Annotated in this window: 9 protein-coding genes; 7 read left to right on the top strand and 2 right to left on the bottom strand. The window is 72.8% G+C overall.

Annotated elements, in window-relative coordinates:
- Positions 1-310: 310 nt before the first annotated feature.
- From Q0994_RS00315 to Q0994_RS00305, 3 genes are all read left to right on the top strand, one after another.
- Positions 311-1,084 carry a ComEA family DNA-binding protein gene (locus tag Q0994_RS00315; protein ID WP_299527360.1) on the top strand — a complete coding sequence of 258 codons (774 nt, stop codon included), beginning with the start codon at positions 311-313 and terminating at the stop codon, positions 1,082-1,084.
- Between the two features lie 300 nt (positions 1,085-1,384).
- Positions 1,385-3,967, top strand: coding sequence for a ComEC/Rec2 family competence protein (locus tag Q0994_RS00310; protein ID WP_299527357.1), 2,583 nt, complete (start codon positions 1,385-1,387; stop codon positions 3,965-3,967).
- Between the two features lie 532 nt (positions 3,968-4,499).
- Positions 4,500-5,384 carry a YceI family protein gene (locus Q0994_RS00305; protein WP_299527355.1) on the top strand — a complete coding sequence of 295 codons (885 nt, stop codon included), beginning with the start codon at positions 4,500-4,502 and terminating at the stop codon, positions 5,382-5,384.
- 424 nt (positions 5,385-5,808) lie between these two features.
- Here the strand turns inward: Q0994_RS00305 and Q0994_RS00300 are convergent, their stop codons facing one another.
- Positions 5,809-6,054: a hypothetical protein gene (locus Q0994_RS00300; protein ID WP_299527353.1), complete on the bottom strand. Its 246-nt coding sequence runs from the start codon at positions 6,052-6,054 to the stop codon at positions 5,809-5,811.
- 650 nt (positions 6,055-6,704) lie between these two features.
- Here Q0994_RS00300 and holA point away from each other — a divergent pair.
- A complete protein-coding gene (gene holA / locus Q0994_RS00295) occupies positions 6,705-7,691 on the top strand; it encodes a DNA polymerase III subunit delta (protein WP_299527351.1) in 987 nt (328 codons plus the stop codon).
- 380 nt (positions 7,692-8,071) lie between these two features.
- On the opposite strand, the gene rpsT is transcribed toward holA, so the two are convergent.
- Positions 8,072-8,338, bottom strand: a complete 267-nt coding sequence (rpsT, locus tag Q0994_RS00290) for a 30S ribosomal protein S20 (protein ID WP_299527349.1) — start codon at positions 8,336-8,338, stop codon at positions 8,072-8,074.
- A gap of 213 nt (positions 8,339-8,551) precedes the next feature.
- On the opposite strand from rpsT, the gene lepA reads away from it, so the two are divergent.
- The 3 genes from lepA (at position 8,552) to Q0994_RS00275 (ending at position 14,997) form a co-directional block, all read left to right on the top strand.
- Positions 8,552-10,423 carry a translation elongation factor 4 gene (lepA, locus tag Q0994_RS00285; RefSeq protein ID WP_299527347.1) on the top strand — a complete coding sequence of 624 codons (1,872 nt, stop codon included), beginning with the start codon at positions 8,552-8,554 and terminating at the stop codon, positions 10,421-10,423.
- Between the two features lie 323 nt (positions 10,424-10,746).
- Entirely contained in the window at positions 10,747-12,636 is a 1,890-nt protein-coding gene (locus Q0994_RS00280) for a long-chain fatty acid--CoA ligase (RefSeq protein ID WP_299527345.1), read from the top strand.
- Between the two features lie 270 nt (positions 12,637-12,906).
- A complete protein-coding gene (locus Q0994_RS00275; protein WP_299527343.1) occupies positions 12,907-14,997 on the top strand; it encodes a SpoIIE family protein phosphatase in 2,091 nt (696 codons plus the stop codon).
- Positions 14,998-15,000 lie beyond the last annotated feature (3 nt).

Here is a 15,000-nt window from a genome sequence, read left to right as displayed (position 1 = left end):
CGGGAGCAGGCCCGGGACCGGGGACAGGCCCGGCTACAGGATTAGACCCGGGAACGGGACAAGGCCCACGAGCAGGCTCGAGTCCGGATCCAGGGCAAGCCCTCGGCCTCATTTCAGGCCACATGGGCGGCGCCTTCCCGAGCCGCGTCGAGGAAGCCGGCCGGGGTGGCCCTCGGGGCGGACGACTGCCGACGGAGGAGCACGCGGTAGCCGGGTCCGACGGGGCGGTCCGGGCAGCGGCGGCGTCCCGGCGCGGTGGGAGTCCGGCCGGTGACGCTCTCGACGCCGTGCGGCCCGACGACGCGGCCGGATGCGATCCGCCGGAGGGCCGGGCGGGCACAAGGAGCGCCGTCCGGCGGTGCCGCTCGCGGTGCTGGAACGCCTCCCCGCCTGGCTCGCACAGCGCTGCGTCGTGGAGCCGAAGGCCCTGGCAGCTCTGGCGGTCGTTCTGGCGGGCCTCACCGTGCTGGCGGGTGCCCACTTCTGGTCCTCCGGGCCGCAACCGGTGGGGGCCCCGGAGGTGGTGCGGGGCGTCGCGGCGGATGTCGGCTCCGCCCAGCTCGCGGGCAGCGCCGGTGAGAAGGCGGAGCCGCCTGTCGGTGCACCTGCCGGTCCGCCTGCGGAAAGCGCGGTGCCGGGCCGGATCGTGATCGACGTGAGTGGCAAGGTGCGGCGGCCAGGTGTCCAGCACCTGCCCGTCGGATCGAGAGTCGTGGACGCGCTGCGCGCGGCCGGCGGGGCGTCCTCGGGGGCGGATCTCACCGGCCTCAACCGGGCGCGGGTGCTGTTGGACGGCGAACAGGTCCTGGTGGGCCTGCCGGGGGTTCCGGCGCCCCCAGGCGCATCCGGCGGCGACGGATCGGCGGGCGACGGCGGGGGAGGTACGGCCGGGGCCCCTCTGAGCCTCAACGCGGCGACGGGTCCGCAATTGGAGGCCCTGCCGGGCGTGGGCCCGGTGCTGGCGCAGCACATCCTCGACTACCGCACGCAGCAGGGCGGGTTCCGGTCCGTGGACGAACTGCGGGAGGTCAAGGGCATCGGAGAAGGCCGGTTCGCGGACCTGGAACCGCTGGTGCGGCTGTGAGACGCGGACGAGTGGGCGACGGAACCGGGGAGGGCGGTGAGGACGATGGCGGCGGGCGGTACGGCGACCGGCGGCGAGGCCCGGACGGGTCCTGCGGCGGGTGCGGGTGCGGGTGCGGGGGCTGCGGGTACGGGGCCCGTGGGTGTGGGGGCCGCAGGCAGGAGGGGAGCGAAAAGCGGTGGGGAGAGCTGGACACCCGACGGGACATCAGGAACCGGAGTGCAAAGGGGCGATACGCCGGGGAGCAGCCCACCGGGAGCTCGGGGGGCGGCGGGCGACGCACCTGCGGGTGGCGTACCGGTGGCCGGCGCATCGGTGGCCGGCGCCGGCCCGGAGGCTGCGGGAAAAGATGTGCGGCTCGTCCCACCGGCGTTGGCGGCCTGGGGGGCCGCAGCCCTTGCGCTGGTGCTGCCGGGGCAGGCCGTGGCGGTGGGGACCACGGTGCTGGTGGCATTGGCCGTGGTGGGGCTCACCCTCGTCCGGCGCGGCAGAGGCCGGGCCGTCTCGCAGGACTCTTCGGCCGGCGCGACTCGGGCTCGGAGGGGCCCGGCAGCGGCGTCGGGGACGGCGGGAACGGCCGCCTCTCGACGTGGCCGACGGCGAGGGCCGGGATGGTCGGCGGTCACGACTGTCAGCGCGGTGCTGTTGTGCGCCGCGGCGGGGGCAGCGTCCGCGGGACTGCACGGTGCCGATGTGCGGCGGGGCCCGGTTCCTGCGCTGGCGCGGGCGCACGCCACCGTCGACGTGGAGGTGACCGTCACGTCGGACCCGCGGCAGGCGAGGACGCGGGTGCACGGCAGCCGGTCCGCGCCTGTCCTGCTGCTCTTCGATGCCGAGGTGACCCGCCTGACCTCGGCGGACGGCTCGATCACCCGGCTGCGCACCCCTGTCCTGCTGATGGTCTCGCCGGGAACCGCGACGGACCGGTGGACGGGACTGCTGCCGACCACGGGGCTGCGCCTGACCGGCCGACTCGCCCCCGCCGCGCAGCCCGGCGAACGGAGCGCGGCGCTGCTCCGAGTGGAGCGCGAAGCGCCGCCCCGGGTCGTCAGAGGCCCGACGGGCATCCAGAGGGTGGCCGGCGACCTGCGCGAAGGACTGCGCCGTGCGACCGAAGGGCTGGACGGGGACGCTCGCGCCCTGCTGCCCGGCCTGGTGGTCGGGGACACCGCACGGGTCCCGACCGATCTGCACGACGCCTTCGAAGCGACCGACCTGACGCACCTTCTGTCCGTCTCAGGAGCCAATCTCTCGATCCTGCTCTTCCTGCTGATCGGGCCGCCCGGCCGGGCCACCCGCGCGGAGCGCGGTGGTCTCGCACCCCGGCTGGGGATCTCGTTGCGGATGACCGCGTTGCTGGGCGGCGCGATCACACTGGCCTTCGTCGTCGTCTGCCGGCCCGAGCCGAGCGTGCTCCGGGCGGCCGCCTGCGGGCTGATCACGCTCCTGGCCATCGGAAGCGGGCGGCGCAGATCGTTGATCCCCGCGCTGGCCACGGCAGTGCTGCTGCTGGTGCTCTACGACCCCTGGCTTGCCCGCAGCTACGGCTTCCTGCTTTCCGTGCTGGCCACCGGGGCGCTCCTCACGCTCGCTCCCCGGTGGAGCGAGGGCCTGCGCCGACGGTCGGTACCGGGTCGGCTCGCGGAGGTGCTCGCGGCGGCCGCAGCCGCCCAGGCGGTGTGCGCCCCCGTCGTCGTGGTGCTCGCCTCGCGGGTCAGCCTGGTGGGAATTCCGTGCAACCTGTTGGCGGAGTTCGCCGTGGCCCCGGCGACGGTACTGGGCTTCGCGGCGCTCGCGTTCGCTCCCGTCTCCCCGCCGACTGCGGAGCTGCTGGCACGGATCGCGGCCTGGCCGGTCGATTGGATCGCGGCCGTGGCGCGTACCGGGGCGGGACTCCCGGGGGCGCAGATCGGCTGGCCGGGAGGATGGTCGGGGGCGATGCTGCTGGCGCTGCTCACCGTGGTCGTGGTGTGCTGCGCCCGGCTGATCGCCCGTCGGCCCTGGATGTGCGTGGCCGCGTCCCTCGCCCTGGTGCTCGCGGTGCTCAGACCCGCGCCGCTGACCCGGGTCATGACGGGATGGCCACCGCCGGACTGGGCGTTCGCCGCGTGCGACGTCGGGCAGGGGGACGCGCTTGTACTGGCCGCGGGCGAAGGCGCCGGTGTGGTCGTCGACGCCGGCCCGGAACCCGACGCGGTCGACGGTTGTCTGCGGGATCTCGGCATCAGCCGTGTTCCGATGGTGCTGCTCACCCATTTCCACGCCGACCACGTGCGCGGTCTGTCCGGGGTGCTGCGGGGCCGGAGCGTCGGAGCGATTCAGACGACTGGGCTCCATGAGCCGCACGATCAGGCCGCGTTCGTGCACAGAACGGCGGCGGAGGCGGGCGTTCCCGTGGGTTCGGCGGTACCGGGTGAACGACGTCGGGCGGGGGCCGTGGAGTGGCAGGTGCTGTGGGCCGGGGAAAGAACGGGCGGGGCGGCCCGCGGGGGAGTGCGCGGGCCGCCTGCCGACACCGGGGCGAACGATTCGAGCGTCACGCTCTTCGTGCGGGCGCGGGGCGCGCTGACGTTGTTGCTGATGGGGGATCTCGAACCTCCCGCTCAGCGCGGGCTGGCCCGCGACCATCCGGGCCTTCCCCCGGTCGACGTGCTCAAAGTGGCGCACCACGGTTCCGCGTTCCAGGATCCGGCGTTGCTCGCGCAGGTTCGGCCACGCGTGGCCGTGATCTCGTGCGGCGCGGACAACACGTACGGGCACCCGGCGCCCCGTACGGTCGCCGCGCTCACCGCCGGGGGCGCGGAGGTGTTCCGTACGGACCGGGACGGTGCGGTGGCGGTGGCCGGTGCGGGGGCGTCGCTGCGGGTGGCCGGGCGTGATTGACGGGCGAGCGGTGGCGAGGCCGTCCGGATGTGGCGGGAGGGAGGCTGTCGGCGGCTGCCCGGCGTTGTCCGAGACCGGCTCCAGTCGTCACGTTCCGTGGTCGTGAGGGTGTGGGGAGAGCGGGTGGCGTGCCGGCAGCCGGGCACGGGAAGGCAGGCGGGCAACGAGCTTTCCGGATCGGCGGCGTACCGATCGTCGTGGTCGTGCGGGGGCGAGGACGGTTCGCAGGGGTGGATCGGAGGAGCGACCGACGGCGGCCGAAGCCGCTTGTCTCCGTGCGATGGACGCACAGGAAGAGGACAACGTCGGGAGGGAGCGAGCCGGAGCACGGGAGAGGGCGGTGGGACGGGCCGTCAATACGGACCTTCGGTAACACCTTGGTACACGTCCGCGCAACCCCTCGCGAGCTGCTGCGTTTGCCTCGAACGACGCAACGGTGATCGAATACGCTTTCGTCGGCGGGCCGCTGCTCCGACAACGACGTCCAGCCGTAGGGGCCCATGGTGAACCGCCCCTCGGGAGTGCGCAGAACATGTTCGGCCGTTGGCTAAGCAACAAGAGACAGTCGGGCTCAGGCAGCGGTGGCGCGTTCGCCGGGCTCACCATGCCGCGCTCCGCGGGCATGATCAGCTGCCGGGTGCTCGACCCGGTCAACGAGCCGGTCCAGCAAGCCCAGTACGTCGTTACGGACAGTGGCGGTCGGAAGGTGCTCGGGGGCGAGACCGATCCCTTCGGCCGCGTCCTCGCGACCGTGCCCGTGGGTGACTACCGGCTGGCCGTGACGGCAGAGGGGTTCACCCCCTTCCACGCCTCTGCCACGGTCGTCGAAGAGGGGCACGCGAGCCTCGGCGACGTCCGGTTGCAGGTGTCCCAGCCTCCGCAACTGCCCGCCCCCGGTGACTGGGAGATCGAACCGACGCACTCGCAGATCGGTTTCACCGCCCGGCACATCGGCATGGCGCGCATCCACGGCAGGTTCAACTCCTTCGCCGGGGCGGTTCGGATCGCCGACCGTATGGAGGACTCCGCCATGCACGTGATCATGGACGCGTCGTCGATCGACACGAACGTGCAGATGCGGGACGACCACCTGCGTTCGGCGGACTTCCTGGACGTCGCGCGTTATCCGACCCTGGAGTTCTACAGCGAGAGATTCGTGCACAGGGGCGGCACCCGCTGGGGCGTCACAGGTGCGTTGACCCTGCACGGTGTCAGCCGCACCGTGACGCTGGACACCCAGTACATCGGCCTCGGCCACGGGCTCGAGGGCGAGGCGCGTGCCGCCTGCCGCGCCACCACCGAGCTCCACCGCGAGGACTTCACCCTCACCTGGCAGACCATGCTGGCGAAGGGAATCGCGGTGGTCGGTTCGAGCATCGCGATCGACCTCGACATCCAGATCGTTCAGAAGACCTGATGGCGGCGCCCCGGGGCGGTGGCGCCTGAGACTGTCGCGTCGGCGGGCTGCCGGACCGAGGCCGTCGAAGCAGAGACGGTCGAAGCAGAGACGGTCGAACCAGAGGCTGCCGAACCAGAGGTCGGCGAACCAGGGGCAGACGAGCCAGAGGCGGGCGGACCAGAAGCTGTCAGGACTGGCTGGGTTGATCGGCCCTGGGGTTGACCGGGTGGCCCCGGGCCGGGTGGCCCCGGGCCGGGTGGCCCCGGGCCGGGTGGCTCAGGGACCGGGTGGCACCGGGGGCCCGTCGTGCACGGGGGCACGGGGGTGCGGGACTGGATCGTCGGGGCCCGCAGGATCGAGTCGATGCCGCACGGCCGCGGGGAGGCGGTCGCCCCGAGGGCAGGGTTCTGCCCGTGCCGGGTGCATGCGAGGCGAGCGGCGGCTACGGAGTCTCCAGCCAACCGTCGTACGCGGCGGCGAAGGCGTCGAGCGCGGACGGGTCGAGACGCCCGTCCGGGTCCTCCACGACGACCAGCCACTGGGCGTCCTCGGCGTCGTCCTCGCCGGCCAGCGCGTCCCGCACGAGTTGGGGTTCCTCGGAGACCCCGAAGCGGTCGGAAAGCTCCTGTGCGACCTCGTCCGCGGCATCACGGTCGGGCAGCACCAGTACATGTCTCACATCGCTCACCCGACCATTCTCGCCTGCCGACCGGACGGCACCGGAGGGGGTGTGCGGTCGGCGGTCATTCGTGCCGACACCCGGTCCCGCCACGGCTCGAAGCGTGCCGAAGCGTGCCTTCTCAGCCTGACCCGGACCCGCCCTCGCCCCACGGTCCCCGGTGCCTCCCGCACATGTCACCGATGCTTCCCGCACGTCCCTCCGGTGCTGCTTCCCCGGTTCTCCGGTGCTCGCCGCACGTCTTCCTGGTGCTCCCCGGTCCGGCCCGCACCCACCCCGACCTGCTGCGTCCGGCCGTGTCTCACCGCCCGTACCGCCTCGGCGCCCGTACCGCCTGCGCGCCCGTACCGCCTGCGCGCCCGGACCGCCTGCGCGCCCGGACCGCCTCCGCGCTCGGACGGCCTCACTGCCCGTACCGCCTCGGCGCCCGTACCGCCTCCGCGCTCGGACGGCCTCCGCGCCCGTACCGCCTGCGCGCCCGGACCGCCTCCCCTCCCGGACCGCCTCCGCGCGCCCTGCCGCCGTGCGTGTGGCCGCTCTACCTTTGGGGCACCGCGTCCATGCGGGCCCTTCCGGTGCCGTGGTCCCGCTCGGGCGTCACTCCGGAGCGATGCCCGTCGGCCTCGCGGTGTCGGTGGGGCGTGGGATGCTGGACGGCGATGGCCACCAGAAAGAACTCCACCGACGACCTCCTCGCCCCGGTCACTCTCGCCGTGGGTCAGGAGGACCTGCTCCTCGACCGTGCCGTGCGGCAGGTCGTGGAGGCCGCCCGCGCGGCGGACGCGGACACGGACGTACGCGACCTCTCCTCCGACCAGTTGCAGCCGGGCACCCTCGCCGAGCTGACCAGCCCGTCGCTCTTCGCCGAGCGCAAGGTGGTCGTCGTGCGCAACGCGCATGACCTGTCCGCCGACACGGTGAAGGACGTCAAGGCCTATCTGGGCGCGCCGGTGGAGGAGATCACGCTCGTCCTGCTGCACGCCGGCGGGGCCAAGGGCAAGGGGCTGCTGGACGCGGCGCGCAAGGCCGGTGCGCGTGAGGTGGCCTGTCCGAAGATGACCAAGCCCGCCGAGCGGCTGTCCTTCGTGCGCGGGGAGTTCCGGACGCTGGGGCGCTCCGCCACCCCTGAGGCGTGCCAGGCGCTGGTCGACTCCATCGGCAGCGATCTCCGCGAGCTCGCGAGCGCGGTCTCCCAGCTCGTCGCGGACGTCGAGGGGACGATCGACGAGGCGGTGGTCGGCCGGTACTACACGGGCCGGGCCGAGGCGTCCTCGTTCACCGTGGCCGACCGGGCCGTCGAAGGGCGGGCCGCGGAGGCTCTGGAGGCGTTGCGGTGGTCCTTGTCGACCGGCGTCGCCCCTGTGCTCATCACCAGCGCGCTGGCTCAGGGCGTCCGGGCCATCGGCAAGCTCTCCTCGGCCAGGGGCGGCCGCCCGGCTGACTTGGCGCGCGAACTCGGGATGCCCCCGTGGAAGATCGACCGGGTCCGCCAGCAGATGCGCGGATGGACTCCGGACGGGGTGGCGGTGGCGCTGCGCGCCGTGGCCGCGGCCGACGCGGGAGTGAAGGGCGGCGGCGACGATCCCGCGTACGCCTTGGAGAAGGCAGTCGTCGCGGTGGCCGGCGCGGCACGTTCCGGCCGCTGAGCGGTAGGCCCCGGCCGCTGCCCAGGACGCTCCGCCCCCGTGAAGACGCGCCCCCGCGACGCTCCCCGCACCCGTGACCTCGCCCGTGAAGCCTCACCACCCGTGACGTCACCCCGTGAAGCCTCACCCCCCGTGAGCCGCACCCCCGTGAGCCTCACCCCCCGTACGTGCCGCCCCACCCCGTAACGCCCCGCCCCCCGTGACGCCCGCAACAAGAAGAGCCCCGGCCGCCCCCTGGGGAGGGGGTGGCCGGGGCTCTTCGTTCAAGCTTGGTGCGCCGCACCCGCGTGGCGAACGCAGGTTCGGTGTGCGGCGCGGGGTGCCGGTCAGGAGTGGGAGAGAGGGCCCACTGATTCCGTCCCGGCGTTCACATCAGATGCTCAGGCGCTGAGGGAGCCAACCTTGGTGGCCAGCGCCGACTTCTTGTTGGCGGCGGCGTTCTTGTGGATGACACCCTTGGAGACGGCCTTGTCGAGCGCGCGGGAGGCGTCGCGAGCGGCCGAGGTGGCCTTCTCGACGTCACCGGCGGCGGCAGCCTCACGGGCCTTGCGGATCGCGGTCTTGAGCGACGACTTGACGGCCTTGTTGCGCAGGCGCGCCTTCTCGTTGGTCTTGTTCCGCTTGATCTGGGACTTGATGTTCGCCACGAAAGAGCCTTTGCAGGTTCGTTGGATCTTCTGAGTGCGCCCCGTCGCCCGAGGGGCCACGAAGCACAGCTGTCCACGGTACCAGTCACCCTCCGACCGGCCCAAACCAGTCGCCGCCCCGCAGCCGTGGGACGATGGAGGCTACGTATCGATCCGACCGACCCGACATCGACCCGAGACAGGCGTTCGGCGTCTCAAGAATCAGGACCCTGCGTGCCCGCGACTCCTCTCCACGTGCCCGCGCCGAGCCGTACCGACCCGGCGCTGATCCGCAACTTCTGCATCATCGCCCACATCGACCACGGCAAGTCGACCCTCGCCGACCGGATGCTCCAGCTGACCGGTGTCGTCGACCAGCGGCAGATGCGTGCCCAGTACCTCGACCGCATGGACATCGAGCGCGAGCGCGGCATCACCATCAAGTCCCAGGCGGTCCGTCTGCCCTGGACGCCCTCGACGTCCGAGAGCGGCGACGTCCACGTCCTGAACATGATCGACACCCCGGGCCACGTGGACTTCACGTACGAGGTGTCGCGGTCGCTGGCGGCCTGCGAGGGCACGGTCCTGCTGGTCGACGCCGCCCAGGGCATCGAGGCGCAGACCCTCGCCAACCTGTACCTGGCGATGGAGAACGACCTCACGATCGTCCCGGTCCTTAACAAGATCGACCTGCCGGCCGCGCAGCCCGAGAAGTTCTCCGAGGAGCTGGCGAACCTCATCGGCTGCCAGCCCGAGGACGTGCTCAAGGTCTCCGCGAAGACCGGTGTCGGTGTGGACGCGCTGCTGGACCGGGTGGTCCGCGACGTTCCCGCGCCGGTCGGCAAGGCGGACGCCCCCGCCCGCGCGATGATCTTCGACTCGGTCTACGACTCGTACCGCGGTGTCGTCACCTACGTCAGGGTCATCGACGGCCAGCTCAACAAGCGCGAGCGCATCCGGATGATGTCGACCAACGCGACGCACGAGCTGCTGGAGATCGGCGTCTCCTCCCCGGAGATGACGCCGGCGGACGGTCTCGGCGTGGGCGAGGTCGGCTACATCATCACCGGGGTGAAGGACGTCCGGCAGTCCAAGGTCGGTGACACGATCACCTCGCTGCACAACGGCGCCACCGAGGCGCTGGGCGGCTACAAGGACCCCAAGCCGATGGTGTTCTCGGGGCTCTACCCGCTGGACGGCTCGGACTACCCGGACCTGCGCGAGGCGCTGGACAAGCTCCAGCTCAACGACGCCGCCCTGGTCTACGAGCCCGAGACGTCGGCGGCGCTCGGCTTCGGCTTCCGCGTCGGCTTCCTCGGCCTGCTGCACCTCGACGTGATCCGCGAGCGGCTGGAGCGCGAGTTCGGCCTCGACCTCATCGCCACCGCCCCCAACGTGGTCTACCGGGTCACGATGGAGGACGGCACCGAGCACACCGTCACCAACCCGAGCGAGTTCCCCGAGGGCAAGATCGACTCGGTGCACGAGCCGGTCGTCCGGGCCACGGTCCTGGCGCCCAGCGAGTTCATCGGCGCGATCATGGAGCTCTGCCAGAACCGCCGCGGCACCCTCATCGGCATGGACTACCTCTCCGAGGACCGGGTCGAGATCCGTTACACCCTGCCGCTGGCCGAAATCGTCTTCGACTTCTTCGACCAGCTCAAGTCGAAGACCCGCGGGTACGCCTCGCTCGACTACGAGCCCACCGGCGAGGAGTCGGCGCAGCTCGTGAAGGTCGACATCCTGCTGCACGGCGACAAGGTGGACGCCTTCTCCGCCGTCACCCACAAGGACAAGGCGTACGCGTACGGCGTGCGGCTCGTCGCGAAGCTCCGCGAGCTCATCCCGCGGCAGAACTTCGAGGTGCCGATCCAGGCCGCCATCGGATCCAGGGTCATCGCCCGCGAGACGGTCCGGGCCATCCGCAAGGACGTCCTCGCCAAGTGCTACGGCGGTGACATCTCCCGTAAGCGGAAGCTGCTGGAGAAGCAGAAGGAAGGCAAGAAGCGGATGAAGATGGTCGGCAACGTGGAGGTCCCGCAGGAGGCCTTCATCGCCGTCCTCTCCACCGACGACTCGGGCGGCAAGGGCGAGGCGAAGAAGTAGCCGCCGCGGTGTGCGCGTCGCGGTCCCGTCGGGCCGCGACACGCCGGGACCGCGGTCCCCGTTCCGGTCCAGGCCCCTGCCCCCGCACAACCGCGGGGGGCAGGGGCCTGTTCGTTATCAACAGGGTCGCCGTTGCCCCTTACGCGGCGGACCCCCGAGCTTTACCCTGATCACGGCTCCTTTGTTACTCGCCAGTTAAACAGCGGGACGAGCAGGACCGCGCGAGAACGAAGTGACCCCACAGAGCGGGAACGAGAAGCAGACACACAGCACAATCATTCAACGAAGCCGGTCGTAGCAATGCCGCAGGCCCGGAGGACGTCGTGAGCGACACACAGACCCAGATCGATAACCGACCGCCCTCCGTGGCGCATCTCTTCGTCGACCGGGTGGAGGCCACACCGGACGGGGAGGCCTACCGCTACCCGGTGCCGTCGTCCTCGGGGGAGGGGCCGGACGAGTGGAAGTCGCTGAGCTGGGGCGAGGCGGCCGAGCGCGTCTACGCCATCGCGGCCGGGCTGATCGCGCTGGGTGTGCAGCCGGAAGAGCGGGTCGCACTCGCCTCGTCCACCCGCGTCGAGTGGATCCTCGCCGACCTCGGGGTGATGTGCGCGGGCGCCGCCACGACCACGGTGTACCCCTCGACCAACACCGAGGAGTCCTCCTTCATCCTGGCCGACTCCGAGAGCCGGCTGTTGATCGCGGAGGACGCCGCCCAGCTGGCGAAGGCGCGTGAGGCCCGCGCGGAGGGGCTGAACCTCGCCCACGTCGTGGTCATCGACCCGGCCGGGGCCGAGCCCGCCGCCGACGACCCGGAGGGCTGGCTGCTCACCCTCGCCGACCTGGAGGCCCGCGGCGCGGAGTACCTGGTCGCCCACCCGGAGGCGGTCAAGGAGCGGGTCTCCGCCATCACCTCCGAGCAGCTCGCCACCCTCATCTACACCTCCGGCACCACCGGCCGCCCCAAGGGCGTGCGCCTTCCGCACGACAACTGGTCGTACATGGCGAAGGCGACCGTCGCGGCCGGGGTGATCCAAGCCGACGACGTCCAGTACCTCTGGCTGCCGCTCGCGCACGTCTTCGGCAAGGTGCTGACCTCCGGCCAGATCGAGGTAGGCCACGTCACCGCGGTGGACGGCCGGGTCGACAAGATCATCGAGAACCTGCCGGTGGTCCAGCCGACCTACATGGCGGCCGTGCCGCGCATCTTCGAGAAGGTCTACAACGGGGTCGCGGCGAAGGCACGGGCCGGCGGCGGCGCCAAGTACAAGATCTTCCAGTGGGCGGCCGGGGTGGCGCGCGAGTACGCCAAGGTCTCCCAGGACAACTTCCGGCGCACCGGCAACGCCTCGGTCCCCTTCGGCCTGAACGCCAAGCACAAGGTGGCCGACACCCTCGTCTTCACCAAGATCCGTGAGGCGTTCGGCGGCCGGCTGCGGGCCTGCATCTCCGGCTCGGCGGTCCTCGCCCCGGAGATCGGCTTCTTCTTCGCCGGAGCCGGCGTCCACATCCTGGAGGGCTACGGCCTCACCGAGTCCAGCGCCGCCTCCTTCTGCAACCCCGCCGAGGCCTACCGCACCGGCACCGTCGGCAAGCCGTTGCCCGGCACCGAGGTCCGTATCGCCGACGACGGCGAGATCCTGCTGCGCGGCCCCGGCATCATGCAGGGCTACCACCGGCTGGCGGAGAAGACGACCGAGGTCCTGGAGTCGGACGGCTGGCTGCACACCGGCGACATCGGTGAGCTCTCCGTCGACGGCTACCTGCGGATCACCGACCGCAAGAAGGACCTGATCAAAACGTCCGGCGGCAAGTACGTCGCCCCGGCGGAGGTCGAGGGCCAGTTCAAGGCGGTCTGCCCGTTCGTCTCGAACATCCTGGTGCACGGCGCGGACCGCAACTTCTGCACCGCGCTGATCGCCCTGGACGAGCCCTCGATCCTCGGCTGGGCCGCCGAGAACGGTCTGGAGGGCAAGTCCTACGCCGAAGTGGTCGCGGCCCCGCAGACGGTGGAGCTGATCGACGGCTACGTCAAGCGTCTCAACGAGGGCCTGCAGCGGTGGCAGACGGTCAAGAAGTTCCGTCTCCTTCCGCGCGACCTCGACATCGAGCACGGTGAGCTGACGCCCAGCCTGAAGCTGAAGCGGCCGGTCGTCGAACGCGAGTACAAGTCGCTCATCGAGGACATGTACGCCGGGACGCGCGAGGCCTGATCCGGCGGCCGCCGACGGGGCGGAGACCTGCGGTCCCGAGCGGGCCGCGGTCTCCGCCCCGTCGGCGTGCCGGGCTCGCGCGGGGGCGGCGCCCCGCGCGACGCGAGGGGCGCGCGGAAGGTTCCAGGCTCTTTCGCGGCGGCTCGTACGCACCGGATCCCGGCTCCGTTCCGGTCGGCGCGCCGCCGTCCGCCACGGCGTCCCGGTGCGTCCGGTCTGTCACTCTGTCCGTGTATTCGGCGGCGTTTCGACACCCGGAGGAGCCGCACCGTGGGGCCCATACCCTTGCAGCGGGACACCGTTCACCGCCCCGGAACCACCGGGACGGGCCGGGCGGCAGGCCCGCCCCTCGTCAGCAGGACCAGCCTGCCCGGCAGCGCCCTGGCGCCCTCCGCCGGCGGCGGGTTCGTCCGGGCCGTGCTGTCCGAATGGTCCGGACTCGGCATGCCGGCGGTCGTCGGGTTCGCCGCGTGCCTCGCCGACGAGGCCGTCGCGGTCACCGAGACCCTGCTCGGCCACGCGGTCGCGCACGCCTCCAGGACGGGCCCCGCCGCCGCGATCGACCTGTCCCTGCGGCTGGAGGACCCGGTCGAGGACCGTCCCCCCGTGCTCGTGGTCGAGGTCACTGACCGACCGGCCGAGGGGCCCGGAGAAGACGACGAGGGGCAGGGGCCGCCCGCCGCGTCGTACGGCACCGGGTTCCGCCGGGTCGCCGCGCACGCCGACTCCTGGGGGGTCACCCACCGCGCGGGCTCCCGCACGCTGTGGGCCCGGCTGCCCGTGGACGACTGGACGACTCCGGTGGCGGACCCCCCGGCCGCCCCGGCGCACGCCGGGGCGGGACGGCCCCGGGACACCGCGCCGGGGACCGCCCTGCCCGGTCAGGGCTCCGGGCCCGGGACCGGTACGGCGGCGCTCGCCACGGCCCCCGGCGAGCCCGTACCCGAGCCGGCGGCTCCGCACCTTCCCGAACCGGCCCGCCCGGAGGGCGCGGCATACCCGGAACACCCGGCGTATCCGGCGCACCCGGCGCACGCCGGGGCGGAGAGCGGTTGGGACCGGCAGGGCGCGCTCGCCTTCCTCGCGGAGGCCGCCGATCTGCTCACCGGCCGGCTCGACGAGGACCTGGTGGCGTCGATAGCCGCCCGGCTGCTGGTGCCCCGGCTCGCCGACTGGTGTGCGATCTGGCTGGAGGGCGGTGAGGGCGGCGGCACCGCCGTGCCCCGGCTCGCCCGCGTCCGGCACCGCGACGAGCGGGGCGCCGGGCCGGTCCGGGCCCTGCTGGAGAAGGCCCCGCTGCGGCTGCCCGCCAGCACCGGCGCGGGGCCGGTCACGCTGCCCTGGCCGCCGGACGGCAGGGCGGCCGAGGGGCGCACCGGCCTGCCCGGCGACCACGCCGGCAACTCCACCGCGCTCGCCTGCCGCATCACGGCCGGCGGCCGGGCGCTCGGCACCGTCCTCGTCGGACGGGACGGCGGAGCGCCGCTGCCGGAGGCCGTGGTGTCGCTGGTGGAGGACTTCGTGCGCCGGCTCGGGCTCGCCGTCGGGGCGGCCCGTTCCTACGGCCGCCAGGCCACCATCAGCCGGGTCCTCCAGCGCGGGCTGCTGCCGAGCAGGGTCGCCGACATCCCCGGTGTGACCAGCGCCCTCGTCTACGAACCGGCCGACGAGAGCGTCGCCGGCGGTGATTTCTACGACATCTTCGCCTGCCCCGGCGGACGCTGGGCGTTCGTCCTCGGCGACGTGCAGGGCAGCGGCCCGGAGGCCGCGGTGGTCACCGGTCTCGTACGCCCCTGGCTGCGGCTGCTGTCCCGAGAGGGCTTCGGGGTCGGGGAGGTGCTCGACCGGCTGAACCGGCTGCTGCTGGACGACGCGGTGGAGGCGGCCGAGGCCGCCGCGCTGATGGTCGCCGCGGCGGGCGGACAGCAGCTCCACGACGCCGCGCACCCCCGGTTCCTCTCGCTGCTGCACGGCGAGGCCGTACCGCTGCCCGGCGGGGGCGCCCGGATCACCGTCGCCAGCGCCGGACACCCGCTGCCGCTGCTGCTCGGCCGCGACGGCTCGGTGCGCGCGGTGGCGGAGCCGCAGGTGCTGCTGGGCGTGGTCGACGAGGTGGCGTACCAGAGCCAGACCTTCGACCTGGAGCCGGGCCAGACCCTGCTGTGCGTCACGGACGGGGTCACCGAGCGGAGGTCGGGCGCGGTGCTCTTCGACGACGGCGACGGGCTCGCCCGGACTCTGGCCGGCTGCGCGGGGCTGTCCGCCGGGGAGATCGCCGACCGCATCAACCGGGCGGTGCACGCGTTCGACGAGCGGCCGCCCGACGACGATCTCGCGCTGATGGTCCTCCGGGCCGAGTGACCG

Source organism: uncultured Streptomyces sp. (genome assembly GCF_947488945.1).
In the GTDB taxonomy this organism is placed as follows: domain Bacteria; phylum Actinomycetota; class Actinomycetes; order Streptomycetales; family Streptomycetaceae; genus Streptomyces.
This window is presented reverse-complemented; position numbering and strand designations above follow the sequence as displayed.